The sequence below is a fragment of the Bacillus cereus group sp. BfR-BA-01381 genome (genome assembly GCF_022663555.1).
Taxonomy (GTDB): Bacteria; Bacillota; Bacilli; order Bacillales; family Bacillaceae_G; genus Bacillus_A; species Bacillus_A pacificus.
Genome location: NZ_JAKUFR010000034.1, coordinates 23180 through 49958 on the forward strand (window position 1 = coordinate 23180; position 26779 = coordinate 49958).

The window sequence follows — 26779 nt, forward strand, 5'->3', positions numbered from 1 at the left end:
AACAAAGCCCCTGTATATTCAGTGGTGGAGGTGCAGAAGATGAAAAAAATGATAGCAATATGTCTTCTTACAACGATGTCATTTTCGACTTTAGTCGGGTGTGATGTAAAAGATAGCAATACTGTTCAAGAGTCTAAAATAAAGAAAGCAACGTATAAAGAGTTTACTTATGATGTCAATCCAGAGACTTTCACGTTAACTGTAGAACATGATGGTGTAAAGGAACAGGCGTCACAGCCCTTGCCGAAAATGAAGGTGTCGAATGTAAAAAAAGATAAGGATCGTACATCTTGGGAATATCCAGATCAAAAAGTAAAAGTGAGTCTAGAGAAGAAAAAAGATCACTTAAATATCGAAGTGGAATCGACTGGTGCAGAAAGCTTTACTTGGCCGAAAGTACAAGCTGAAAATTATACACTTCCGTTATGGGAAGGGAAGCAAATTCCGAGTAATGATGGAAATTGGAAGAAGTTTTTAAAGGATGATGCATATTCATTTGCTGAATCATTTTCTATGAAGTTTTTCGCGTTAAATGGTTCTAAATATTCGATTGTATATATTGCGAACAATATGTTTAATAATGAATTAAAATTTCATTCGGATCCGAAAATAGGATTTGATTTTACACATGAATTCCCGCGTATAAATAAAAGTAAAACATATGGATTTCAATTATATGTGACAAATAATGATGCAGTCAGTATTGCTAAACTGTATAAGGATAATATTGCTGGAAAAGGTGAATTTAAAACATTACAAGAAAAGGCTAGAAAAAATAAAGAGATTGAAAAACTTTATGGTGCGGCTCATTTTTATTTTTGGAATCAAAATGGTTTGTCTGACAGTAATGTAAATTGGGCGAAGATAAGAGAGCAAATAAATAGTCCTGTATTTAGCCATATAAAAGAACTTATCCAAAAGAATAGTTCGGAGTCTGGGGAATTGAATGTATTAGATCAAGTAAGTAAACAAGATTTCATTGATAAGTATCAAAAAAATGTTATTTTACGTTATATAAACGAAGTGTTATCTATGAAAGAATTTTATAAAGAGGATATTTTTCAAAACGTTAATCAGGAAGCTAGTGTGCTATTAAAGAAAGGCGTAGGTCACTTAACGAATACAGAATTGTATAGCTTAAATAAGCATTTATTAAAGTCGCTACTTGGTGATGCGGTTGAAGAGGTAAGTAAATGGGGTAATGCAGATGGAACGGACATACTAAAGGAAATGAAAGAGGCAGGAATAGAAAAAGCGTGGATTGGTCTGCCGAACTGGGAACAAGGATTTATGCAACCTAATTTCGTGACAAAAGCTAAGGAAATGGGGTATTTAGTTGGTCCGTATGACTCATATCATTCCATTCACGAAAAAAGTGATAAAAATTGGAACACAGCATCCTTTAATGACCCATCATTATACGAAGAGGCTACTGTAACGAAGAAAAATGGAGAAAAGGTGCAAGGGTTTTTAGGGAGAGGGCGAAAATTAAATCCAACTTTATCTCTGCCTAGTGTAAAAGAACGCATGAATGATATATTACAAAATGGTCCTAAATATAATTCATGGTTTATTGATTGTGATGCGACAGGTGAAATTTACGATGACTATTCAGCGAAACATATAACGACACAAGAGCAAGATTTAAAAGCAAGACTGCAACGAATGGATTATATTGCACAAGAAAAAGGTATGGTAGTGGGTTCTGAGGGTGGAAATGATTTTGCAAGTAGCACGATTGCATTTGCTCATGGTATTGAAACGCCTGTAATTAAATGGGACGATGAAGATATGAGGAAAAACAAAACAAGTCCGTATTATGTAGGCGGATATTGGTCACCGAATCAAAATGTTCCAGAAAAATATGCAAAACAAGTACCGTTAAAAGAAGAGTATAAACAAGTGTATTTAAATCCTGTATATTCAGTACCGTTATATAAATTAGTATACAATGATTCTGTAATTACAACGCATCACTGGGAATGGGGAAGCTTGAAAGTAAAAGATGAGGTCGGAAACCGTATGCTATACGAATTATTGTATAACGTTCCTCCGTTGTACCATTTAGATGAAGTAGAGTGGAATAAGCATAAACAAGAAATTACGCAGCACCTGAAAGTTTGGAATGAAGTTCATGAAAAGGCAGTAAAAGAAGAAATGACGGACTTTGCATATTTGTCAGAAGATAAGTTAGTACAATCAGCTTCGTATGGAAAAAATATTAAAATTATTGTGAATTTCTCAAATGAAGAGATAGAAATACAAAAGACGAAAATAAAAGCAAAATCAGCTTTCATTAATAATCATGGGAAGAAAACAATGTATACACCGTTTGAGAAAAAATAATATGAAATGTACATTACTATATTCGTACGGATTGTATTACTAATTTTGTTCTTTATTTTTGCTGCCCATTAAAGTCCGATTGGTGAGGGCTGAAGAAAACCCCACTGATTAAAGTTTCACTTTATGGGGAAATTGAATGATTCGAAATGAATGAATTTATAAATCGGTAATTTTGGAAAATGCGAAATGCTAAATATTTGAAGTTGAAAAATAGTGACTTGCCAAAAATAAGCACGAGAGTATAATGTGAAATGGAGTACATATTGGATTTGCGCAGTAACATTACAAAATTGTAAGGTAATTGAAAGGAAATTCAATATGAAGGTTAATAGACTTGCATTATAATTGGGAAAGAGAAAGAGAGGCGAATGGATATGAGCTCTGAATTAGAACAGAATACGAGAAGCAGTAAAAAACGTTCTAAAAGAAAGTCAATAAAATGGTTCATTTTAATTCCGTTTTTCCTACTTATTTTTGGTGGAGTAGGATATGGATCGTTAATATATAATAAAGCAAAAGCAGTAGTAAGTGATGCATATGCACAAATTGATAAATCATCGAAGCGTGATAAAGAAGTTGAACCTTTAAAGGATAACATTTCAATTCTAATCATGGGTGTTGATGGTAGTGAAATGAGAAAAAGTCAATACGGAGAAGCTGTTCGTACAGATGCACTCTTATTAGCGACAATTAATAAAGATGATAAATCAGTTAAATTAGTAAGTATTCCGCGTGATTCACGTGTATATATTCCATCTAGAAAGAAATTAGATAAAATTACACATGCACACGTATTTGGTGGTGTTGAAAGTACACGCGATACAGTGGAAAGATTTTTAAATGTTCCTGTTGATTATTATGTGAAGTTTAACTTTGAATCATTCGTACAAATTGTCGATTCACTTGGTGGTATTGATATTGATGTACCAGTTACTTTCACAGAACAAGATAGTAAAGACCAAGCTGGTATGATCCATTTAGAAAAAGGGTATCAACATTTAAATGGAGAACAAGCACTTGCACTTGCAAGAACGCGTAAAATTGACAGTGATGCAATGCGTGGTCAAAGACAACAACTTGTAATTGAAGCAATTGCTAAAAAAGCGATGTCTGTTCAATCTATTAGCAAAATGGGCTCTTTACTTGATGCGGTTGATAAAAATATGAAAACGAACTTAACTTTCGATGATATGCTTGCTATTACGAAAAATATGGCAGGATCTAATTTGGAAATGGAAAAAATGCAAGTGGAAGGTACGGATAAACGTATTGGAGGTATTTATTATTACATTCCAAATGAAAAAAATGTAAAAGATATTTCGAAAAAATTAAATGAACATTTAGGTGTAACACCAAAGCCAGCTCGAAATGAATAATAAAAAAAGATTGGCCTTTGCCAATCTTTTTTTATCGAGATGGATTAGCAATTTTTCTGTAACGATTTTTTATACTTAATTCATTTCAATTTATATAAACAAAAGGTGCAATTATACGATATACTAGAGGAGACGATTTGGCAATTAACTCCTAATGCTGAAGAGAAGTAAATGCAATTCATCAAAACTATAGAACGAATTGAATTGATAGGAGATTGAAATAGGCTAAAGCAAATTTTCTTGAATATTGTTCAAAATGCCATTAAATATTCACATAAAAATGGTAAAGTATATATTGAAGCGACTAAAAATGAAGGACAAGCAGTGATAAAGGTGAAAGACGAAGGGATTGGAATTGCTAAAGAGCATTTACCATATATAGAATAGTCATTTTACCAGATTAATAATCATGCTACAGTTGCGGGTCTTGGTTTAGCTATCGTTAAAAAAATGGTGGAGCTTCATGGAGGTACAATAAATATTATAAGTAAAGAAGGAATAGGAACGACCATTTTGATAAAACTCCCATTATAATACATATAAAGTTTGTTTTATATAGTGTAATAAAATAAATAGATGTATAATTATATTGGGTGATTTATATATAAGATTAATAGGGAGAGGAATTCGATAGAATGGAAAAAGCTTTTAAAATTAAACGAGTAGTATTCGTTTTAATAGCGATTGCAGCAGTAGCTATTGGGTATTTCATGTTTCAATCCATTACTTCACCAGCAAAGGCTGTTGCAAAACAAGAAAATGTAGTACAACTCGCAAGTGAACAACCAAAAGTAGAAATGAATAAAACGGCACCAAGTCGTTTTAATGGCAAGGAAAGAAAAGTTGCTTATCTTACATTTGATGATGGCCCAGGGAAATATACGGCTGAATTATTAAATACGTTAAAACAACATGATGCGAAGGCGACATTCTTTTTAATTGGAGCGAATGTAAAAGAGTTTCCAGATTTAGTGAAACGTGAAAATGCAGAAGGTCATTATGTAGGAATGCATAGTATGACGCATAATTTTGCAAAGTTATATAAAAATGGCGAGTATGTAAATGAGATGAAAGAAGATCAAAGTTTAATCGCTAATATTATTGGGAAATCACCTAAATTAACACGTCCACCATACGGTTCAATGCCTGGATTAAATGAAAATCTTAGAAATAAGGTGGTAGAAGGCGGCTTTAAAGTGTGGGATTGGACAATTGATTCATTAGACTGGAAATATAACAAAATGCAAGTTGATGCAGCTGCAGCACAAATTGCTCAAAATGTATTAACAAATGCAACAAAACCACAAGAAGTCATTTTAATGCATGACATTCATCCACAATCAGTTGCTGCTGTGCCAGCAATTTTAAAAGGGTTAAAAGAAAAGGGTTATGAGTTTGAAGCTTATCATGAAGAGAATCACTTCCCAGTGAATTTCTGGCATGATAACCGTATGTAATGGAGGAATGAACGTTGAAGTATGGAAAAGTAGCAGTAGTTGGAGCACTATCAGTCGGACTATTAACAGGTTGTTTTGGTGAAAAACCAGAAGAAAACTTATATACAGCTTTTGAAACAGCGGCGACACAAGAAAAATCATTGGTTGATGAAGCGAAAAAATTAGAGAAGTTAGAGAAGGAAGGCCAAGAACTATATTCTCAAATTTTACAAGAAGGTAAAGAGCATAATGACGCTGTTATGAAGAAAATAGAGCAAGCTACTGCAAATGTAGATGATCGTGAAAAAGCATTGAAAAATGAGAAAGAAATGCTAGAAAAAGCTCAGAAAGAAACAAAATCTGTTCAAGGAAATATAGAGAAGCTTGAAGATAAAAAGTTACAAAAACAAGCGAAAGCAGTAGAAGAGTCGTATAAAAACCGTTATGATGCATTCCAAAAGATGAATGAAAATTATACGAAGGCGTTGGCGACTGAAAAAGAACTGTATGAAAAATTAAAAGTAAAAGAAACGAAATTAAAAGAGATTGGTGAAAAAGTTAAAGTTGTTAATGAATTAACTGTGGAAGCACAAAAATCAAAAGAGCAATTTAACAATTTTACAAAAGAGTATAATGACAGTAAATTAGCATTCTACAAAGATGCAGAGATTAAGATTAAAGATCAGAAATAAAGAAGAATCTTAAACGTAATAAAAAGCCGGGGAAACATCGTCACAAATGTTTTTTCGGTTTTTTACGTTAAACGAATAGAAAAGACTGGAATTGATATCATAAAAGAGTTATAGTGAATTATTCTAAGGGAAACATTGTTAAGTAAGGAGAATGGAAATATGTCATATGAATTTTTACTCAAATTAGGTTTAGCACTCTTTTTAGGATTATTCATCGGGATAGATAGGCAACTAAAGAATAAACCACTTGGTGTGAAAACAAGTATGGTTATTTCTGTAGCAAGTTGTTTAATTACGATGGTTTCAATTGAATCTGTACATGTATATTCTGTTCCAGGGCATACCAATATGGATCCAATGCGTCTAGCTGCTCAAATTGTGAGTGGAATTGGTTTTCTTGGGGCAGGTGTTATTTTACGAAGAAGTAATGATGTTATTTCTGGATTAACGACTGCCTCTATGGTGTGGGCTGCTTCAGCTTTAGGTATTGCGATTGGAGCAGGATTTTATCTGCAAGCGACGGTTGCTATGATTTTAATCATTTTAGCAATTAATGTACTTCCGCAACTTGTGAAAATTGCAGGACCGTATTCATTAAGACAAAAGGACTTGTCTATTAAAATTACTGTAAAAGAGCATCATGAGTTAGATGGTATATTTAAGCAGATTAAAAATTTAGGAATGCATGTAAAACGCGTGAAGATTAAGGATATAGATAGTGGAGCATTTCAGCAATTAGAGATGGTTATTTTAGCTCCAGAAGACTTGTATACGACGGAGTTATATAGTTCCCTAAAAGAGATTGATCGAGTAGTTTCAGTTGAAGTGGAAAGTAGATAATGGTGATAAAAAAGAGTGAAGTGAATTTACTCTTTTTTAATTTGGATTTTTAAGGAAATAAATTGATATAATGGTGAATAACAAGGGGGGAGAAATGATGGAAATACATATTAGAAGAGCGATAAAAGATGATATACCAGGTATAGCAAAGGTCCACGCTGATAGTTGGAAAACGACATATAAAGGCATATTCCCTAACGAGATTTTAGAAAATATAACATATGAGCAACGGGAAAAACAATGGGAAAATATTTTTCAAAAAGAATGTAATCATCAATTTAGATTTGTAGCAGAGACGTTAAATGGAGAAATAGTTGGATTCATCGATGGAGGAGCAGAAAGAACTGGTGCATATAATTGTGATGGAGAATTATATGCGATCTACCTTTTACAAGAGTATCAAGGAATGAAAATAGGAAAAAAGTTATTTCAAGCTTTACTATCTGAATGTATAAAAAATGATATGCAATCACTTTTAGTATGGGTTGTTACGAATAACCCTTCTAAAACGTTTTATGAAAAATTTAATCCAGAAAAAATTGATACAAAATTTTTAGAAAGATTACAGGTGGAAGAGACAGCGTATTGTTGGAAAGATATTAATAATATTATTATGTAAAGTATATGTTTGAGAGAGGTATACCAATTAAAGTATACCTCTTTTGTTTCACTCGAATGGTTTGGACATAATGCGAAAGATATATGAAAAGAAGAAATGGAAGTACTAACAAATAGAAATTTAGAAGTAGTAACTTCTTAATGCCAACTACTCCCACTGAGATAAAGCCTTTCAGTGGGGGGCTTACTGCCCATTAAAGCGGGATAAAATGATCTAAGAGTCTCTCATTGTAGAGACTCTTTTTTAAAAATATAAATAACCAAAAATTACCATGTATTTAAATTGAAATTTAACACAATTTATATATAAATAAGGAGGTGATTGGTAATGGCTAGAAATCGTAATTCTAATCAATTAGCATCACATGGAGCACAAGCGGCTTTAGATCAAATGAAATATGAAATTGCACAAGAGTTTGGTGTACAACTTGGCGCTGACACTTCTTCACGTGCAAACGGTTCTGTAGGCGGTGAAATCACTAAACGCCTAGTAGCGATGGCAGAACAACAACTTGGTGGCGGATATACTCGCTAATTGTAGAAGGTTATAGGAGAAAGGAAGGATTCTTCCTTTCTTTTTTTTTCAATTAATTGGTATGAATATATTGCGAACTGGATTCAAAGAATAGAAATAATACTATATTTCCCCCAATTTCTTTTGTTGTAAATGGGAAGTAGTAAAGATGTAATAGCCCTGGTGGAATGAAAAATTACGTTCCAGCAGGGCTATTATATGGTAAGAAATATATGATGAAAGGTTTCGAAGCCAACATGTTAAAAAAAGAAAACTGTTGTTTAATTGCGCTTGCATCAGTTCCACTTGTTATGACATTAGGGAATTCAATGCTCATCCCAATCCTGCCGACTATTGAAAAGAAATTACATATTTCATCATTTCAAGTATCCATGATTATTACAATTTATTCTATCGTAGCCATTCTACTTATACCGATTGCTGGTTATTTATCAGATAGATGGGGACGAAAGATGGTAATGGTTCCGAGTTTGCTGATTGCGGCTATAGGAGGAGCGATAACTGGTTGGGTATCTTGGAAAGTGGATAATCCCTACACTTGGATATTGATTGGTAGAGCGATTCAAGGTATTGGTGCTGCTGGTGCAATGCCAGTTGTTATACCGTGTGTTGGTGATTTATACAAGGATGAAAAACAAGTTAGTACAGGTTTAGGAATCATAGAAACATCCAATACATTTGGGAAAGTTCTGAGCCCTATTTTAGGGTCTGCTCTTGCTGCCATTGTATGGTTCTTACCCTTTTGGGCGATTCCAGTTTTATGCGTAGTATCAATTGTTTTATTACTTGTTCTAGTAAAGGCAAAGAAACAAGAAGGAGAAGTACCACCACTTAAAGAGTTTATAAAATCAATTCTTACTACGTTTGGTGAAAAAGGAAGATGGTTAATTGCCATTTTTGCATTAGGTGCAATTATTATGCTTATTTTATTCGGAATTCTCTTTTATTTGTCAACTATACTGGAATCAAAGTATGACATTCATGGTATATGGAAAGGGTGTGTGCTTGCGATCCCATTACTTGTACTGTCAATTAGTTCCTATATGGCTGGTAAAAAAATCGGAGATAATCAAAATGTGATGAAGAAGTGTATTTATATTGGTTTTTTAATGGCAGCTGCATCAGTCATCATTCCTTTATTTATAAAAGGGATTTATTTACTACTTCTTTGTCTCGTTATTATGGGGATAGGAATTGGTATGGCGCTCCCATGTTTAGATGCTTTAATTACACAAGGAATTGAAAAGGAGCAAAGGGGAACGGTTACGTCATTTTATAGTTCAATGCGCTTTATCGGTGTAGCAGCTGGACCACCTCTATACTCTTTTTTCATGAAAGGTGCTGACCATGAAGTATTTTATTTAACAAGTATATTCGCTGGGATCGGTGCTGCTATAGCAATCATTTGGATTAAACCAGCAAAAGATGCAAAGAACGTAAAAAAGAAACCAGAACCTACTTCATAATTTGTAAGAGAATTGCATGATGTTTTCAGTAACATGCAATTCTCTTTCGTTCATTAGGAATAAATAACTTGTTTTAACATATAAAGTGCAACACTCCATATGATGAGACCAGAAAATTTATTTAATAATACGATTGTCTTTCCGGTTGAGTCTAGCCTTTTTAGAAATTTCCCCGCTAAAGCTAAGCTTATAAACCAAATCCAAGAAACGATAATAGTTGCAAGTGTGAAAGCCCATTTTTCATTTCCTATGTATTGAATAGAATTGGTTCCAATTACACCGATCGTATCTAAAATTGCATGTGGATTTAATAACGAAACCGATGCGGCGAAAAGGATTTGCTTTTTTAAGGGCATACTTTTTTCTTGTTTTACATCGTTGGAAGGGTTACTTCTCCAAATAACAAAGCCCATGTATAGGAGAAAGAAAAATCCAATTATATATAACGAGTTAGTTAGCCAAGAAAAAGTAAGGAGTACAAGGGAAACACCTTGTACCGCTATCAATATGAGTAACGTATCACATATAGAGGCAGTTAATACGACAGGGGCTGCCCTCCAAATGTTTGGTTGGCTCGCACCTTGGTTAAAAACGAAAACATTTTGGACGCCTAACGGAATAATAAGACCAAATGCAAGAATGATACCATGAATAATTGCTTCACCCATCATATTACCTCCTATTTAAATTCATTATGATAGTGTATATTGTATAGAAGAAATGAAAATTTGTATCCATCCATATGGTTGGGGAGGTTACCAACCAAAAAGAATGTAAGGTGATATGATGGAAAGAATCGTTTGGAAACCGAATATGTCTCTAGCGACGCCTCTATACAAACAAATAGAAATGTATATAAAAGAAAGAATCGTTAATGGAGAATGGACTGTTGGAACGAAATTACCTTCACAAAGAGAATTGGCATATACATTTGGTGTGAATCGAAGCACAATTGTAATGGCTTTCGATGAACTAGTTGCCAAGGGGTACATTGAAGGGAATGGCAGGAAAGGAACAATTGTTGTAAATAATAATGTGAATGCCTCCACATACGCACCCCCGCCTAATTGGCAGTCTTATGTAGAAACAGGACTTCATTATCCGAATCTGCCTGCTATTCAAGAAATAAATCAAGCTGAATTTGATCCGCATGTAATTCGTTTAGGAACAGGTGAGCTCGCGCCAAGTCTTTTACCTGAAAAAAAGATGAGAGATATTATAAATAAACTTTTAGGATCCAAGATGATACTTGGCTATGAAGAGCCGAAAGGAAATCTCTCTTTAAGGAAGAAGGTTGCAGACTATTTAAAAGGACATGGTATATATGTAACGCCTGATTCTATATTAATTGTTTCAGGAGCAATTCAAGCTTTGCAACTTATTTCTATGGGGCTTCTTCCAAAAGGGGCATCCATCTTATTAGAAAAACCATCCTATTTATATTCGCTTAATGTTTTTCAATCCGCAGGAATGCGTCTCATTGGAATACCAATGGATGAGAATGGTTTACATACATCATATATTTCGAAATATAAGAAACAATTTAATGCATCTATTTTATATACAATCCCGTCTTATCATAATCCGACGAACTTTAGTATGAATACGAAGAAACGAATAGAAGTGATGGAAATATGTAATGAAATTGGGTTGCCAATTATAGAGGACGCAGTGTATCAAGACTTATGGTTTGATGAGCCAGTTTCAAAGCCTTTAAAAGCATATGATAAAAATGGAATTGTACTACATATCGGGAGTATGTCTAAAGTTATTAGTCCAGGATTAAGAATTGGATGGATTGTTGGATCTGAGCCTGTTATTCAAAGATTGGCAGACATAAAAATGCAAACAGATTATGGATCGAGTTCTATATCCCAGCAAATTGCAGCGGAATGGTTTACAAATGGATCGTATGATGAACATTTACAGTTTGTAAGAACTAAGTTGAAAAAACGCAGAGATTTTATGTTACAAATGTTAGAGAAATATTGCCATGATATAGCAACTTGGTATGAACCAGCAGGTGGTTTTTATATTTGGTTACATATGAATATCTCCGTTTCAAATCGTAGCTTATTTGATAAAGCTTTGAAAGAAAAGGTTTTATTAAATCCAGGTACTTTGTATGATAGAAATGCAAATCAATTTTTGCGTCTATCATATTCATACGCAACGTTAGAAGAAATTGAAATGGGGATAAAAAAACTTGTACGTTTAATGAAAAAGTAAGAGGAGAATATAATGAAACAATATGTAATTTGTCAAATTATCAATGGAAAAAAATATTTAGCTGCTTATGCGGAGACGAAGCAGGAAGCAATTGAAAAAGCAGAATTGTTAGGATTACGAACGGGAAATCGATACACCGTTATTACTGCAGAGGAAGCAGAAGGGTTAACTTATCCTTAAACAACGTATAATAATGATGCAGAAAGTAAATAAGCTTAGTAATATATTATTACTAGGCTTATTTTTTGAAAGCGTTACGTGTTCTCGTATAAAAGATAATAATATTATGAGTCAAGTTGACGGAAATAACGATTTGATTTTCGATCCTGATTTCCGTTTCTATAGTTATCAATATATTGTCTGAAGTTCCACGATTGTAAAAACTTATTTGCGGCGTTATAACCAGAATTGTATAGCCACTCTTTTTCTTCCATTGTTAACTCAAAGTTTGTACTAGTAATGGACCCTGTTGGGATTGTAATTGTTCTTGCTTTTGATTCCTTGTCTAAATGACGTAAATCATGGGCTTGCATCATTGTTTTAAAAAGTCCTTTGAACATGGAGATAGGCTCGTTGTAGTGGGCTGGGTCAGCTTGAATCTCATCTTTTACGAAATGAAACCCAAAAGTCGGCCAGCGGGGAGAGGTAGGAGAGTCGAAAATCCAAATTGGATAATTGCTTAAAATTCCTCCGTCAACCATATAACAAGGTTGCTTCCATTTTGGGGTTCTCCATTTTACCGGTTCAAAAAAGAAGGGGATTGTACTACTCATTCTTACAGCTTTAGCAATAGAGAAGCGATAATTTAAAAATCCGTAGTTTGGTAAGTCATCGGGAAAGATAACCATTTTACCATTACTTATATCAGAAGCGATAATTTTAAGCTTATTTAAATCAGGTAAATCTGTAAATAAGTGAACTCCTTTTTTTCGCAGTAATTCTTCAATCCATTCTTCTATAAAAATATTAGAGTAAATACCAAGAGTAGTCCATGCGCTTAATCCTTTTCCGATAAATGGGATTCTGTCAATAAAGGTTTTCTTCGTAAATTTATTATAATCAATATTTGTTATAATCGTTTTTAGCTCTGAGCAAGAGTATCCTGCTGCTAGGAGCGCAGCGATAATCGAACCAGCTGATGTTCCAGCTACACGTTCCCATTCATAGCCTTTTTCAGCTAACGCGCAAATTGCCCCTACATGCGCAATTCCGCGTACACCGCCTCCTTCAAAAACACCATCAATCTTCATAAAGCATACTTCCTTTCACATAAAAAATTTGAAAATGGCAAAAAAGCACGTATTGTACGTGCTTTTTTACAATAGTTTTTAAATTTACTAGCAGCCTACAAAGCCGCCCCAACAGCTAGCTCCGATGATGATTAGAAGGATGAATAAAACGATTAATAAAGCGAAACCTCCATAACCACATCCACCACAACTACCGCCGTAACCGCCGTAACCGTAACCGCCGCAACTATATCCGTAACCCATGTGGAATTCCTCCTTATATTAAAAATAAAAATGAACGAGGGGAAAATGTACTGGAAGAAATAATGAACTATCGTGTTTGTAGGAACAATGTATACTATGCTTTTTTAAACTTGTTCGCGTATGAAGGAAGAGCCCGTTTTTTCGGAGGCTTGTTGTTTTTATAAAGAATGGAGTATAATTTTTGTGCGATGATATAAATAAGTATGTAAATATAAGGAGAATGTATGAATAAACAAATTGAAGTATTAATTGATAAATATGGGCTGACGCATTTAAAAGAGGAACTTATGAATACTGTATTTCCTTGTATAAAAGTTGTGCCAAAGCAGGAGGAAACAGTAGCGATAGGTAGTTCGAAAATGGGAGGGGTTCCTGACTTGCCATTTACATTTGAATATCCAACGCATAAAGGAAATCCGTTACAGTTTATTGCACAATTTAATTTAAAGGATTTACAAAATGTTGGTATGGTTCATGATCTTCCTAAGACAGGGATGTTATATTTCTTTAGCGTTGAAAATTACTTTGAAGAAGATGTGAATCCAACCGAAGCGGGACGTGTGTTTTATTATGATGTTCCTGTTGAGCAATTACGGAGAGCGGATGAATTGCAAACGAATTATAACCAGTGTGCGACTACTTTTGAACTGACATATAAATTGCCAGAGCTTTTCATTGAAGATGAGGATGATTCAGATCGTTTCTTACAATTACTTGAAGAGCTAATCCCAGATAACTACGATAACCATCAAATATTTGGTGAGCCATTTTCTGTACAAGATGAGGTATTGTACGAAACTGGACAGTATATGGAAATAGACCCACAGCAAATGACGCTTTTATTCCAAATTGACTCAGATACTAAAAATTGTAATATGATGTGGGGAGATTTAGGGATGCTTTATTTCTGCATTGGAAATGAAGACTTGAAAAATCGACGTTTTGAAAATGCATGTTGTGTATTACAAACTTGTTAAGGAAGAAGGTTGTTCTTATAAAAAGAACAGCCTTTTTACAATGTTAAATATGCATAATCTCATATGACCTATACGAAAAAGTATTGTATACTCTGAAACTATACGATACTTTTTCGTATAGTTATAGAATGTAAGGAGTGACATGATGGGAAAGACAAGTAAGTATGTGACAGCTGCCGCACTTTGTTCAACGATAGTAATGGGAGGCTTACAGGCTTCATCTGTATCTTATGCAGCTACGAATTCAACTGTAGCGACATCACAATCAGATGCAAAGTTGTTAAATGATTTTAGAAAAGAATTAAAAAAACAGGTTGATAATCGAGAAGAAAATATTACAATCACATATAAAACGAAAGATAGAAATGCTAGAAATGTGATGGACCAATTGTATGGCGAGTTTAATAAAATTGTAGATGCAGACGAGTATGTAAAATATAATGTAGCCTCTACTAAATATTCTATTAAAGGGCTACCAGGAAACTATACGTTTACACTGCAAGTTAAGTACCGTGAATCAAAAGAGCAAACACAATATGTAAAATCTCAGGTGAAAGCGATTATAGGCTCGATTGTAAAACCAGGAATGGATGAGCATGAGAAAGTAAAAGCTATTCATGATTACGTTGTAAAACATGTATCGTATGATACGTCTTATGGGGCATATACAGCATATGAAGCGTTAGCGAATCGTTCTGCCGTTTGCCAAGGATATACGTTATTAACATATGAATTGCTAAAAGAAGCGGGTATTCAAAACCATATTGTAACAGGTACAGGAAATGGACAAGCTCACGCATGGAATTTAGTAAACATTGAAAACAAATGGTATCATCTTGATACTACATTCGATGATCCGGTACCGGATAAAGCTGGGCGCGTAACATATTCATATTTTAATATGTCTGATGAGCAATTAAGTAAAGATCACGACTGGGATCGTAGTAAATATCCAGCAGCAACTACAAGTTATTTTAATGAATTAACAAACAAGATAAAAACGGGTAGTTCAAAGAATGCGGCGTATGAACAAATGTTAAAAGAAACAAATTTAAAATATATGTCTACACAATACGGAGCAGAGAATTATAGTGAGTTTAAGAAGAAATTACAGCAACAATTCGCTTCTAAGCCAGAAAAGGTAGAAGTACGATATAAGCAATCTATGGATGGAACAATGCAAGATATAAAGAAAGTGTTAAATGAAATAAATTGGCCAAAAGGTGCAAAGCGTGTATCTTATCAAGTAGCACCATATAGTGCGATGGCAGATTATTCATTAGCGACAATTACATTTACGTATTAAGTAATGAAAAAGAGCATCTGTAAAAGGTGCTCTTTTTATATTTGTTTATTACTTTAAAATATTGGGAATTATGTGATAAAATAACAAAGAGAGGATGTGAATGCTGAATGAACTTCTTCGAAAGTAATATATTTACATTGATATATACTTGTTTAGTAATCGGACTTATCGTTTTGTTTTTCATATCATTTACTTTGTTTATTAGAAGAGTATTACAAAGCGGTGCTGCAAAGAAACACCACGCGATTAATATGAACCAGAAGCTAGATCGAATTATTGAATTGCTTGAAAAAGATAAGAAATAGTGATAGAAGAAGTATGAAAAGGGGAAAGAGAATGGCCAATTATATAAAAGAATTACGTGAAAAAGTAGGGCATGATTATGTTTTCTTAAACTTTGCCGGTGGTTGTGTATTTAATAAAGAAGGAGAAGTATTACTGCAAAAAAGAGGAGACTTTAACGCCTGGGGCTTTCCTGGCGGGGCAATGGAAATTGGAGAATCGGCTGCAGAAACCGCAATTCGAGAAATAAAAGAAGAAACCGGGTATGATGTAGAAATAAATGAGCTTATTGGAGTGTATACAAAATATTTTCAATCATATCCAAATGGAGACAGAGCTCAGTCAATTGTGATAGTCTTTTCATGCTCAATTGTTGGAGGAGAGAAAAGAGCAGACGGTGATGAAACGTTGGATTTGCAGTTTTTCCCGTTAGACGACATGCCACCGTTATTTTGTAAACAGCATGAAGATTGCTTGCAAGATTTATTGGAGAAAAGAGTAGGGGTATATCGTTAACATATAAAAAAGAAGCTAAATGAGATTAGCTTCTTTTTTATGTTTTACTTACTTCCACCAATCATCAAACATAGATGCTGGAACTTGTCTCTTATGTTCGCTCACTGTGTAACGTTTTTCAATTTTTTCTGCAACGTCAGTTGGAACTGCTTTACCTTCTAAATAGTCATCAAGTTGATCGTATGTAATACCTAACTCTGTTTCATCAGCTTGACCTGGTTTTTCATCTAATAAATCAGCTGTTGGCATTTTTAAGTACAGTCGCTCGTCTGCACCTAACTCTTGTAATAACGCGCGTCCTTGGCGCTTCGTTAATCCCGTTAATGGTAATAAATCTGCACCACCATCTCCGAATTTTGTAAAGAACCCTGTTACAGCTTCTGCAGCGTGATCTGTTCCGATAACAAGTAGCCCTTTTTGTCCACCGATTGCATATTGTGTAACCATGCGGATACGTGCTTTCACGTTGCCTTTATTGAAATCTGTTAATGATTCACCTAATAAGTTTTCATATTGATTTGAAAAAGCATCAACAGTTGAAGCAATATCAAATGCAACAGATTGATCTGCTTGAATGAATTGTAATGCTAATTGTGCATCATCTTCATCTTTTTGTACTTTATAAGGAAGACGCACGGCGATAAATGTTGCATTACCACCTTCATTACGAATTTCTTCAACTGCAAGCTGGGCTAAACGTCCCGCTAATGTAGAGTCTTGTCCGCCACTAATTCCAAGTACAAATCCTTTCGCACCTGTTTTTTTTACATAATCTTTTAAGAAATCAACACGTTTACGGATTTCTGCTTTCGGATCAATTACAGGTTGAACGTGTAATGCTTTCATAATCTGTTCTTGCAATGTCATTATGTTTTCCTCCTATTCATATTAAAGCGGTAAATAAGTTTATATGTATATTGGTACATACTTCTATCCTTTATTATTTCGCAAAATTAACGAATATACAATAGGATGTGTGTATGAATATGAATGTAGTCATTATAATGAAACTGCATCGTTTAAGCAATTTTTTTGAAACCTTTCAATAATGTAAGGTTTTTGTCATTTGAATCGATGGAAGCTATTTCCGCATTTTACTAATATAAGAACATAGTTAGTAGAAGGGCGGAGAAGTAATATGAACATTAGAGAACTCGCATATCGGAATGTGACGCGAAATAGAAGAACATATTCAGCATATTTTTTAAGTAGTGCATTTGCTATTATGGCTTTTTTTGTTTATTCATTTTTCGCGTTTCATCCGGCGTTAAGTGCTGGAAAATTAGGCCGGTACGTATTTGTAAGTATGTCTTTTGCACAGTCCATTATTTACTTATTTACGTTTTTCTTTATTTTATATTCAATGGGAATGTTTTTAAAAACGAGAAAGCGTGAATTAGGGATTTTAATGATGTTAGGTATGACAAAATATCAATTAAAGCGTCTGATCTTTTTTGAAAATATTATGATTGGGATAGGGGCAATTATTTTTGGGATTCTTGCAGGAATGTTATTTTCTGGAGTATTAATGTTTGTAGCTCCCATGATATTAAAGTTAGATATTTCCTTACCTTATTACATTCCAATGAAAGCCATTGTTGTAACGAGTATTATGTTTTTCGTATTATTTATGATCATTTCATTGTTTAGTGCAGGAATGATTCGAAAGAATAAAATTATGAAATTGTTTAGAGGATCAGCAGAAGCGAAGCCGGAACCGAAAGCATCCATTATTTCTTCTATATTAGCAGTCATATTGCTTAGTGTGGGATATGCGGGAGCACTTATGTCACACGGTGCAATGGTATTTATCATGATGATTCCTGTTACAACGGTAGTCATTATTGGTACGTATTTGCTGTATAAGCAGTTGAGTGTCTTTATTATTAGACTGTGTAAAAAAAGTAAACGTTTCTATTGGACACAGACAAATATTATTACGTTGTCCGATTTAGCTTACCGTATGAGAGATAACGCAAGAATGTTCTTTATTGTAACCATAATTTCAACTGTAGCATTTTCAGCAATAGGTACATTAGTTGGCTTTACATCAATGACAAAGGCGATTATGGAGAGACCAATTGCGTTTCACTATCATTCTAAGCAAGGAAATAGTAATGAATCACAGCATTTGAAAATGATTGACGAAGGATTAAAGAAACATAATATAGTAGCTTCTAAAACGAGTGTTTCAACGAAAAAGGCGGAGGAGCAGTCATTAAGCAGTGCCGTTTTTATAAAAGAATCAGATTATGAAAAATATGCGAAATTAACAGGAGAACCATTTCAAACTGTTGCAAATAAAGAAGCTCTATTTTTAGCAGTCGATATACCAGGACCACCGATGAAAGAAAGAAAAGAAATTACGTTACCGCATTTGAATGAACCATTAAAAGTGAAAAAAGTTACTACTTCTTCATTAAGTAAAATAATAAGAGGTAACGTTTATGTAATCTCTAACAATCAGTATGATGTATTACAAGATGGATTTAAAGAGGAAAAAGATTATGTGTACAAAACAGAAGGAACGAAAGATGAAGTTGAGGTTGGTAAAGAACTAACGCATCAGATGAATCCTTATGAAGAACATACAACGTTTAGTGCAGAAGAGTACGAACAAAACCAAAGTTTACAAATTGCAGGACCAATTCTGTTTGTAGGTTTCTTTATTGGGATTGTATTTTTCGTATGTGCAGGAAGCTTCCTTTATTTCCGTTTGTTTTCTGACTTGGAGGATGATACTCGTTTGTTTGAAATGATTCGAAAAGTAGGCTTAACAAGTGGAGAATTATCGAAAGTAGTTACAATTCGATTGGGACTTTTATTCTTCGTTCCAATAGGTGTTGCAACATTACATGGGGCAGTAGCGTTAACTGCACTCGGACAGATGTTTGAGTACTCATTATTTAAAGAAAATGCGATTGTATTAAGTATTTTCATAGGAATTCAAGTTGTATATTTTTTACTGATTCGATCTCGTTATTTAAAACAATTGAAGGAGAGATTACGTATTCGTTAAATGTGTTTTTTTAACTTGAGTACAAAATTTTCTAAAAAGAGGCAGGTATTACCAAAAAGTGATAAAATGGAAAAAGCGAGGTGAAAAAATTAATAAAAAGTAAGGGAGGAAGTAATATGAAAGCAACAGGAGTTATTCGAAAAGTAGACGAATTAGGACGAATTGTAATTCCTAAAGAATTACGTGATGTATTGGGAATACAAATCAAATCACCGCTTGAAATTTTCGTAGAAGAAGACAAAGTCATTTTACAAAAATATCAACCTTACAATGCTTGTCAAATAACAGGTGATGTTTCAAATCAAAACATATCATTAGCAAATGGAAACATTACTGTTAGTATAGATGGAGCGAAATATTTAATAAAAGAAATAGAAAAGTTTTTAAACAAGAGTGAGGTTTAGTCTTAATTTAAATTATTTTTAAAATTCCATATCATTCTTTAAAAACTATAAAAGGACCATTCAATTGGTCCTTTTATTTATCTCGTAATTTTTCGTGTCTAAAAATTACGAGATAAATAAAGTGAAACTTTAATCAGCGGGGGGTTCTTTATCCCCACTGATTATCAGCCCTCACCGATCGGGCGGCCTATTAAAGCGGGATAAAAGAGTAGTATAAAATTCGTAAGCTTTATTGAGAAACATTTTTAAGGAAGGAAAACGAAACACATAAAACGAATGTTAAATGTAAGTGTTTTCAAAAGTGGTCTGAAATGAAAATAATATATTTTCAGGAGGGATTACGATGAATAGTAGTACAGCGAATAAACAAAAAGGTATACAATTGATTCCTTTTACAGTAGATAAGGTGGTTGAACAAGTAAATGAAATTCCGCCAGGTGTACAACTCATTCACGCTCCGCAAGTATGGGAGAAGAGTGCGAAAGGAAAAGATATTGTCGTTGCCGTATTAGATACAGGGTGTGATACGAATCATATAGATTTAAAGGATCGTATTATCGGCGGAAGAAATTTCACGAAAGATTACGAAGGAGATCCAAATATTTATCTTGATAATAACGGACACGGTACTCATGTAGCGGGGACAATTGCAGCGACTGAAAATGGAATCGGTGTTTTAGGAGTGGCACCACTTGCTAAAATGCTAGTGTTAAAGGTTTTAGCAGGGGATGGTTCTGGAAGTTATGAGCAAATTATTGAGGCGATTCATTATGCTGTAAATTGGAGAGGGCCTAATAAAGAAAGAGTTAGAGTCATTTCCATGTCACTTGGTGGCCCGCAAGACGTTCCGGAATTACATGAAGCAATTCAAAATGCGGTAAAGCAAGATGTTCTCGTCGTATGTGCTGCTGGGAATAATGGAGATTGTAATGATAACACGGAGGAACTAGATTTCCCAGGTGCATACTCAGAAGTAATTGAAGTCGGCGCTGTCAATTTAGATCGGAAAATCGCATGTTTTAGTAATTCAAATCAAGAAATTGATTTAGTGGCGCCAGGCGATGAAATATTATCTACGTATCCTGAAGGGAAATATGCGGTATTAAGTGGTACTTCTATGGCGACACCGCATGTCGCTGGAGCACTGGCATTGCTCATAAAGCAGTGTGAAAGGGAATATGGTAGAAAGTTATCAGAACCAGAAATATATGCACAACTTATTAAAAGAACTGTACCTTTAGGATATGAACGTACATCTGAAGGGAATGGTTTATTAGATTTATTAAAAGAATAGAAAATACTAAAAAACATTTCATATTCATATGAGATGTTTTTTAGTATGGTTCTGTCGCATATATCGTGGAATCTAGTCTTGAATTCTTTTTCAAGAAATGTTTGTCGTAGCTACATCTATTTTTTTGAAGTAGAAGTTATGCATACAATAAAATGGAAAGATTGAGTTACTTACGGGACAATTCTATCGGGATTTTTTTAGACATTCGTTAATTATTTCGTATTCTTTGCTCGGTAGTGATATCAAAAAAGTGTGCTTTCGCTAAACTAAAAGCTAATGGAAGTGTATCGTTAGTTTTAATCTCGGAACGAGCGTTAATTCGCGCAATAAAGTTTTGGTTTGAAAGTTTTCCATGAATCATCGTTTCAGCACCTAATAATTCAGCGACTTCTACTGTAATTTCGACTGTGGATTCAGGAGAAGATTGAAGAACGATAGGTTCATCATGAATGTCTTCAGGACGAATACCGAGTATGATTTTTTTTCCATTATACCCTTTTTGCTTTAATGTCTTTAGTTGACCATCTGGTACTTTGAAGCGGATATTTTCCATGTGAAAATAGCTATCTTGTAATGTACCGGTAAAGAAATTCATAGCTGGAGAACCAATGAATCCGCCAACAAATATGTTCTCAGGAGTATCATATACCTCTTTTGGAGTTCCAACTTGCTGGATGAGCCCATCTTTCATAACAACAAGGCGTGATGCCATTGTCATTGCTTCTGTTTGATCATGTGTCACATATATAGTGGTCGTATTTAAACGGCGGTGAAGTTTAGAAATTTCTGATCGCATGCTTACGCGTAACTTTGCGTCTAAATTTGATAGAGGTTCGTCCATTAAAAATACTTTTGCATCACGGACTATAGCTCTTCCTAGTGCAACCCGTTGGCGTTGTCCACCTGATAATGCCTTTGGTTTGCGTTGTAAGTAATCTTCTAGTCCTAAGATTTTCGCCGCTTCCGTTACTCGACGATTAATTTCATCTTTTGGAAGTTTACGTAGTTTCAGGCCAAATGCCATATTATCATAAACAGTCATATGCGGGTAGAGTGCGTAATTTTGAAATACCATTGCAATGTTGCGATCTTTTGGAGCGACATCATTCATACGATCTCCATCAATATAAAACGAACCATCAGAAATGTCTTCTAGACCTGCAATCATACGTAGAGTTGTTGATTTTCCGCACCCAGAAGGACCGACAAATACAATAAACTCTTTATCTTCAATATGTAAGTTAAAGTCAGAAACGGCAGTGATTTTATTATCATACACTTTAAAAATATGATCTAATACAAGTTCCGCCATAAATATCCACTCCTTTTTTGTAATTAATAGAATTATAAGATTATTAAAAGCGTAAGTAAATTGGCATTGTGCACAAAAGAATGAGGAGCTTTTATGCAAGTTTACATATTTAAGATATGAGAAAGCTTCTGTAGAACTTAAGTTCATCTATAGATATGGGAAGAAAGTATCCTTTTTTTCGTAGAAAAACAAGTTAATAGAGTTTCCGAACCACACAAGATACTATAAAACGATGATGATATAAGGGAAATGAATATTGTATCGTCTTTCATGAGATATCTAAAGAAAGAAATGCCATATAAACTGTTACTGCACCTTCAAAAGTTTTAATATTAATTCCTGTTTTTTCAATGAATTTATCAATTCGATACTGCAAAGTATTACGATGTAAATATAATTGTTTAGCTGCAAGAGAGACATTTAAGTTACATTGGAAGAATACTTTAACGCTATCTATTAGTTCTTTATCATTTGAAATATGTGCCAATAATTGATGCGTATATTTTCCTCTTTCTTCTTTCGGTAATGAAATCATTAATTGATAAGGGAGCAGTTGTTCAATGTATGTAATTTTTTTTGATAAATAGGGAGAAAGAACAGAAAATAATGTTCGTTCCCATTGATACAGGTAAGTAAATTCAGCTGTTTGCGTATAACGTCTTCCAACAAAGAAGGATAGGGATATAAAAAAATCTGTTTCTAGTGTATCTAAGGCTGTTTGCAATACAGATTCCGTTATGTTTTCTTCTAAGATGAGAACACCAGCTTGCGAGGTTTCCCATATCATTGTAGTAGTAAAAGAAAACATAGACTGTAAAGCATCTTGAAATTCTTCTCTTTCTACAATAGATTGTGTTGTGAAAAAGTGTAAAAAACGAACGGACCGTATAGGGATGTTGTTATTTCTGTATAATGCTTCATACCACGATTTTTCTTTTTCTGTTTTATAAAACGTATCAGTATGAATGGGTGTTAAGATGGATGAAAGCAATTGATGTTCCCTTTGATGTAATCGAATTTTTCGGATTCCGACTTTGTTTCCTTCAACTAAAAACCAGCTATAATCTTCTGACAACACAGCTTCATTAATTTTTATATCCTCACCATAATATGTTTTTAATTGTTGAATCATAGGAACACTCTCTTTCCAAAATAATAGTAACAATACATTAAAGAAGTATAGGTTCATTGCATGTATCTTTAAATTTTTGCACTAGAATCTAGTTTATTTTTGCTAGTATTTATAGCGTTTCTGTATTGTGAAGGAGATAGATTTGTTTCTCGTTTAAATGATTGTGCAAAGAATGATTGGGAAGAAAAACCGGTAATGGTTGAAATATTAGAAATCGAATAATTAGTAGTTTCTAGCAAAATTTTACTTTCTCTAATACGAGTTTGAATTAAATATTCAATAGGCGACACACCGACGAATTTCCTAAAGGAATGGGATAGATAATATTTATTAATATGACTAATGCTTGCTAATGTATCTAGGCTAATATTTTCGTGAAAATGCTGCTTAATATAGTTTTTAATAAATTCAATATCTTTATTAATTTTTTGAGTAGATGTTTTCTCTACATTAAAAGATTTTTTTCTCATCATCTTAAGTAGTAAAATTTCCAGAATATTTTGTATAATTAAGTCATAATCTTCTTGGTGGTTTTCCACTTCCTCCACCAATTGCTGAAGATAGAAGAGAAAGTTTTTTTGATCCTGGCTATAATTATGGATAGTGACTGGGCTAGGATTTTCTAAAGATGAAAAAGACAGACCTTGAATACCAAGTGCGATGTATTCAAGCGGGTAATCCGTATCAGACTTTTCCGTGTGCTCGATATTTGGATTAATGATAATCAAATTGTGTTCTTGGACAGGGATTTCTTCTTTGTAAAATATAAAAGTTCCTTTGCCCTTAGTAATATACAATAGCTCTGTAAAGTGATGAGCGTGAATGGTGCTATGCCAATCTTTATCGTATTTTGATTTTGTTATATAAAGAAGTTTTACTGGAAGATGGTTTCGTTGAAATTGTGGAATCTCATATACTTCATTGGACAAATGAATCCCTCCTTCGTAGACTTTTTATCTATTTTATAAAGATTTTAGTGGGATATTCAGTAAAAAGCAAGATATCTAAAAAACAGAACAAGATGTTTATTGTGAAAGCGTTATCTGTTTTGTATTCTTTAATTATGAAAGGAAGATTAGGAGATGGGGGTAAATAGAGATGAAAAAAAAGTTATTGTTGTCTGGGATGACAGCTTTGTTATCTTTTAGTTTAATAGCTTGCCAAGGTAATACTACAAAAGTTGATAACGCTAAGGATGGTAAAGGCTCCAGTGAAAAACAAACCCTTCATGTGGCAACACTTGAATCGGCTTATGGTAAAGAGATGTGGAGCAAAGTGATTGACGCATATGAAGCTGCTAATCCAAAAGTTGATGTTAAATTGACAGTGGACAAAAATCTTGAGGATGTCATAGGCTCAAATATGAAAGCAGGAAAGTATCCGGATGTTGTGTTGTTGGCAACCGGGAGAAAACAGGCGCTAACAGAAACTTTGATTAAAGATAAAGCATTAGAAGACATTACTGATGTTTTTGATAAAAATGTTTATGGTGAAGATGTTAAAGTCAAAGATAAGTTAGTACCAGGGCTTACTGGTACACCTGCAACTAATCCTTATAATGACGGTAACATTTATATGGCACCGATGTTCTATAGTCCAACTGGATTATTTTATAATGCTAGTTTATTTAAAGAAAAAGGTTGGGAAGTGCCGAAGACTTGGGACGAAATGTGGGCTTTAGGAGATAAAGTGAAAGCAGAAGGGATTTCATTATTTACTTACCCTACTACAGGCTACTTTGATACATTCTTCTACTCTTTACTACTAGGGGTGGGCGGGCCTGAGTTATTTAATAAAGCTATGAAATATACAGATGGTGTTTGGGAAACTTCTGAAGCAACAAAATCTTTTGAAATTATCGGAAAATTAGCAAAATATACAGAACCAACTACTGTTGCGAATGCAAATGATAAAGACTACAAGAAAAATCAACAGTTGATTCTCGATAACAAAGCTTTGTTTATGCCAAATGGTACGTGGGTAGTTGGTGAAATGAAAGAAGCTCCTCGATCTAAAGGGTTTGAATGGGGCATGATGGCTTTACCGACAATTGATGCTAATAGCGACCGTTATGCATTTACTTTCTTTGAACAAATGTGGATTCCATCAGCAGCTAAAAATAAACAACTTGCTAAAGATTTCATGACGTTTGTTTATTCGGATAAGGCAGCTGAAATTTTTGCTGAGTCGAGTGCGATCCAGCCTATCAAAGGCCTTTCTAATAAACTGACAGGTGAAAATAAATCATTCTATAGTATCTATGATAATGGAGTGAAAGTGGGAATAGGTGGATTTGCTGCAACGAAAGCTGTTGAAGGTGTAAGTATGCCAGATACATTATTTAGAACGATTGACAGTGTTGTTTCTGGTGATAAAAAGGTGAAAGATTGGCAAAGCTCTGTTGAAAAAGTGAGTGACCAATTACGGTCTGCATTAAAATAAATTCGTTTTCACTATGTACAATGGTGAGTCGCCTAGTCTCACCGTTGTACTTATTAACTGAGGTGATGGCATGAATAAGAAGACAGAAAAAAGAATTTTTATTTTTGTTTGTACTGCACCAGCACTAATCCTGTTAGCCATTTTTATGATTGTTCCTACGATTGAGGTATTCAGGATGTCCTTATATAAGTGGGGAGGATTTTCTAATAATAAGGTATTTGTTGGGCTCGAAAACTTCAAGATTTTATGGAATGATATGAACTTCTTTCGGTCTCTCCAAAACAGTATAGTCTTGATTGTTATCGTCACACTCATCACGATGGTGATGGCGATTTTGTTTGCCACTTTGTTAACAAGAGAAAAAATAAAAGGAAAAAGCTTCTTTCGAATTATTTTTTATATCCCTAATATTTTATCGGTTGTAGTTATCGCGGGAATATTTTCTGCAGTTTATGACCCAACTACAGGGTTGTTAAATAATTTACTTGCTTTATTTAACCTGGAACATCTACAAAAGATGTGGCTCGGAAATCAAAAAATTGCCATTTACAGCATTGGAGGGGCACTCATTTGGCAAGCGATTGGTTACTATATGGTCATGTATATGGCGGCAATGGCAAGTATCCCGGAAAGTTTTTATGAAGCATCTGCTTTGGAAGGTGCTGGACGGTTCAGACAATTTTTTAGTATTACTTTACCGTTAATTTGGAACAACATTCGGACGACGTTAACTTTCTTTGTTATTAGTACGATTAATTTAAGTTTTCTTCTCGTTCAAGCAATGACTGGCGGCGGACCTGATGGATCGACGGAAGTGTTTTTAAGCTACATGTATAAGCAGGCTTACACGAATTCTTCTTACGGTTACGGTATGGCTATTGGGGTGGTCATTTTCTTATTCTCATTCGCATTATCTGCAATTATCAGTGGTGTCACTAAAAGGGAAGTGTTGGAGTATTAAGGAGGTCCAAAAACGATGGAAACACAAAAAAGAATGACTACAGAAACAGTTTATCGAGATCCAAAAACGATAGAAACACAAAAAGAAATGACTGTAGAATCAG

At 34.1% G+C, this 26779-nt stretch carries 26 protein-coding genes and 1 pseudogene; 20 read left to right on the plus strand and 7 right to left on the minus strand.

Annotated features, from left to right (window positions below; translation table 11 throughout):
- Positions 1 to 39: 39 nt before the first annotated feature.
- From MR079_RS13780 to MR079_RS13820, 9 genes and pseudogenes are all read left to right on the plus strand, one after another.
- A complete protein-coding gene (locus MR079_RS13780; RefSeq protein WP_139867616.1) occupies positions 40 to 2346 on the plus strand; it encodes a glycoside hydrolase in 2307 nt (768 codons plus the stop codon).
- Positions 2347 to 2720: 374 nt separating this feature from the next.
- Complete coding sequence (locus MR079_RS13785) at positions 2721 to 3722, plus strand: LCP family protein (protein WP_139867614.1); 1002 nt, start codon at positions 2721 to 2723, stop codon at positions 3720 to 3722.
- Positions 3723 to 3803: 81 nt separating this feature from the next.
- Positions 3804 to 4256, plus strand: a pseudogene (locus tag MR079_RS13790) (sensor histidine kinase); the annotation flags it as partial.
- Positions 4257 to 4357: 101 nt separating this feature from the next.
- Complete coding sequence (locus tag MR079_RS13795; RefSeq protein WP_139867612.1) at positions 4358 to 5179, plus strand: peptidoglycan-N-acetylglucosamine deacetylase; 822 nt, start codon at positions 4358 to 4360, stop codon at positions 5177 to 5179.
- A 14-nt stretch (positions 5180 to 5193) separates the two neighbouring features.
- Positions 5194 to 5850 (plus strand): YkyA family protein, encoded by a 657-nt coding sequence (locus MR079_RS13800; protein WP_242294150.1) that lies wholly within the window; start codon positions 5194 to 5196, stop codon positions 5848 to 5850.
- Between the two features lie 159 nt (positions 5851 to 6009).
- The gene (locus tag MR079_RS13805) at positions 6010 to 6690 is read left to right on the plus strand and encodes an MgtC/SapB family protein (protein WP_000119508.1); all 681 of its coding nucleotides are present in this window, start codon (positions 6010 to 6012) and stop codon (positions 6688 to 6690) included.
- 94 nt (positions 6691 to 6784) lie between these two features.
- Positions 6785 to 7309, plus strand: coding sequence for a GNAT family N-acetyltransferase (locus tag MR079_RS13810; protein WP_242294151.1), 525 nt, complete (start codon positions 6785 to 6787; stop codon positions 7307 to 7309).
- A 327-nt stretch (positions 7310 to 7636) separates the two neighbouring features.
- Complete coding sequence (locus MR079_RS13815; protein WP_000113545.1) at positions 7637 to 7843, plus strand: alpha/beta-type small acid-soluble spore protein; 207 nt, start codon at positions 7637 to 7639, stop codon at positions 7841 to 7843.
- Positions 7844 to 8079: 236 nt separating this feature from the next.
- Positions 8080 to 9309, plus strand: a complete 1230-nt coding sequence (locus MR079_RS13820; protein WP_242294156.1) for a bacillibactin exporter BcbE — start codon at positions 8080 to 8082, stop codon at positions 9307 to 9309.
- Between the two features lie 53 nt (positions 9310 to 9362).
- Here the strand turns inward: MR079_RS13820 and MR079_RS13825 are convergent, their stop codons facing one another.
- On the minus strand, positions 9363 to 9977 hold the full coding sequence (locus tag MR079_RS13825; RefSeq protein WP_139867606.1) for a LysE/ArgO family amino acid transporter: 615 nt from the start codon (positions 9975 to 9977) through the stop codon (positions 9363 to 9365).
- A 115-nt stretch (positions 9978 to 10092) separates the two neighbouring features.
- Between MR079_RS13825 and MR079_RS13830 the strand changes: the two genes are divergently transcribed.
- Both MR079_RS13830 and MR079_RS13835 read left to right on the plus strand, forming a co-directional pair.
- Complete coding sequence (locus MR079_RS13830; protein ID WP_242294152.1) at positions 10093 to 11538, plus strand: aminotransferase-like domain-containing protein; 1446 nt, start codon at positions 10093 to 10095, stop codon at positions 11536 to 11538.
- A gap of 12 nt (positions 11539 to 11550) precedes the next feature.
- Positions 11551 to 11718 carry a DUF3933 family protein gene (locus MR079_RS13835; RefSeq protein ID WP_049112887.1) on the plus strand — a complete coding sequence of 56 codons (168 nt, stop codon included), beginning with the start codon at positions 11551 to 11553 and terminating at the stop codon, positions 11716 to 11718.
- A gap of 104 nt (positions 11719 to 11822) precedes the next feature.
- Here MR079_RS13835 and MR079_RS13840 read toward each other — a convergent pair whose 3' ends face one another.
- Together MR079_RS13840 and MR079_RS13845 are read right to left on the minus strand one after the other, a co-directional pair.
- Complete coding sequence (locus MR079_RS13840) at positions 11823 to 12788, minus strand: patatin-like phospholipase family protein (protein WP_000686819.1); 966 nt, start codon at positions 12786 to 12788, stop codon at positions 11823 to 11825.
- An 87-nt stretch (positions 12789 to 12875) separates the two neighbouring features.
- Positions 12876 to 13031, minus strand: coding sequence for a YjcZ family sporulation protein (locus tag MR079_RS13845; RefSeq protein ID WP_000540426.1), 156 nt, complete (start codon positions 13029 to 13031; stop codon positions 12876 to 12878).
- Between the two features lie 224 nt (positions 13032 to 13255).
- On the opposite strand from MR079_RS13845, the gene MR079_RS13850 reads away from it, so the two are divergent.
- The 4 genes from MR079_RS13850 to MR079_RS13865 all read left to right on the plus strand — a co-directional run bounded on the left by MR079_RS13850 (position 13256) and on the right by MR079_RS13865 (position 16112).
- Positions 13256 to 14008, plus strand: a complete 753-nt coding sequence (locus tag MR079_RS13850) for a YwqG family protein (protein ID WP_139867602.1) — start codon at positions 13256 to 13258, stop codon at positions 14006 to 14008.
- 145 nt (positions 14009 to 14153) lie between these two features.
- A complete protein-coding gene (locus tag MR079_RS13855) occupies positions 14154 to 15314 on the plus strand; it encodes a transglutaminase domain-containing protein (protein ID WP_139867600.1) in 1161 nt (386 codons plus the stop codon).
- A 107-nt stretch (positions 15315 to 15421) separates the two neighbouring features.
- Positions 15422 to 15619 (plus strand): DUF4083 domain-containing protein, encoded by a 198-nt coding sequence (locus MR079_RS13860; protein ID WP_139867598.1) that lies wholly within the window; start codon positions 15422 to 15424, stop codon positions 15617 to 15619.
- 31 nt (positions 15620 to 15650) lie between these two features.
- Entirely contained in the window at positions 15651 to 16112 is a 462-nt protein-coding gene (locus tag MR079_RS13865) for an NUDIX hydrolase (RefSeq protein ID WP_242294153.1), read from the plus strand.
- Between the two features lie 48 nt (positions 16113 to 16160).
- Here MR079_RS13865 and nadE read toward each other — a convergent pair whose 3' ends face one another.
- The gene (gene nadE / locus MR079_RS13870) at positions 16161 to 16979 is read right to left on the minus strand and encodes an ammonia-dependent NAD(+) synthetase (RefSeq protein ID WP_049112898.1); all 819 of its coding nucleotides are present in this window, start codon (positions 16977 to 16979) and stop codon (positions 16161 to 16163) included.
- Positions 16980 to 17250: 271 nt separating this feature from the next.
- Here nadE and MR079_RS13875 point away from each other — a divergent pair, with 271 nt between their 5' ends.
- From MR079_RS13875 to MR079_RS13885, 3 genes are all read left to right on the plus strand, one after another.
- Positions 17251 to 19131, plus strand: coding sequence for an FtsX-like permease family protein (locus MR079_RS13875; protein WP_242294154.1), 1881 nt, complete (start codon positions 17251 to 17253; stop codon positions 19129 to 19131).
- Positions 19132 to 19247: 116 nt separating this feature from the next.
- Complete coding sequence (locus MR079_RS13880; RefSeq protein ID WP_000648331.1) at positions 19248 to 19535, plus strand: AbrB/MazE/SpoVT family DNA-binding domain-containing protein; 288 nt, start codon at positions 19248 to 19250, stop codon at positions 19533 to 19535.
- Positions 19536 to 19878: 343 nt separating this feature from the next.
- On the plus strand, positions 19879 to 20829 hold the full coding sequence (locus MR079_RS13885) for a serine protease (protein WP_001089044.1): 951 nt from the start codon (positions 19879 to 19881) through the stop codon (positions 20827 to 20829).
- A 208-nt stretch (positions 20830 to 21037) separates the two neighbouring features.
- Here the strand turns inward: MR079_RS13885 and MR079_RS13890 are convergent, their stop codons facing one another.
- The 3 genes from MR079_RS13890 to MR079_RS13900 form a co-directional block, all read right to left on the minus strand.
- Positions 21038 to 22141, minus strand: a complete 1104-nt coding sequence (locus MR079_RS13890) for an ABC transporter ATP-binding protein (RefSeq protein WP_016717250.1) — start codon at positions 22139 to 22141, stop codon at positions 21038 to 21040.
- 268 nt (positions 22142 to 22409) lie between these two features.
- Positions 22410 to 23273, minus strand: a complete 864-nt coding sequence (locus MR079_RS13895) for a PucR family transcriptional regulator (RefSeq protein WP_242294155.1) — start codon at positions 23271 to 23273, stop codon at positions 22410 to 22412.
- 68 nt (positions 23274 to 23341) lie between these two features.
- A complete protein-coding gene (locus MR079_RS13900; RefSeq protein ID WP_000064377.1) occupies positions 23342 to 24202 on the minus strand; it encodes a helix-turn-helix domain-containing protein in 861 nt (286 codons plus the stop codon).
- A 196-nt stretch (positions 24203 to 24398) separates the two neighbouring features.
- Between MR079_RS13900 and MR079_RS13905 the strand changes: the two genes are divergently transcribed.
- Together MR079_RS13905 and MR079_RS13910 are read left to right on the plus strand one after the other, a co-directional pair.
- Entirely contained in the window at positions 24399 to 25715 is a 1317-nt protein-coding gene (locus tag MR079_RS13905) for a carbohydrate ABC transporter substrate-binding protein (RefSeq protein WP_242294157.1), read from the plus strand.
- A 70-nt stretch (positions 25716 to 25785) separates the two neighbouring features.
- Positions 25786 to 26676: a carbohydrate ABC transporter permease gene (locus MR079_RS13910; protein ID WP_139867588.1), complete on the plus strand. Its 891-nt coding sequence runs from the start codon at positions 25786 to 25788 to the stop codon at positions 26674 to 26676.
- Positions 26677 to 26779 lie beyond the last annotated feature (103 nt).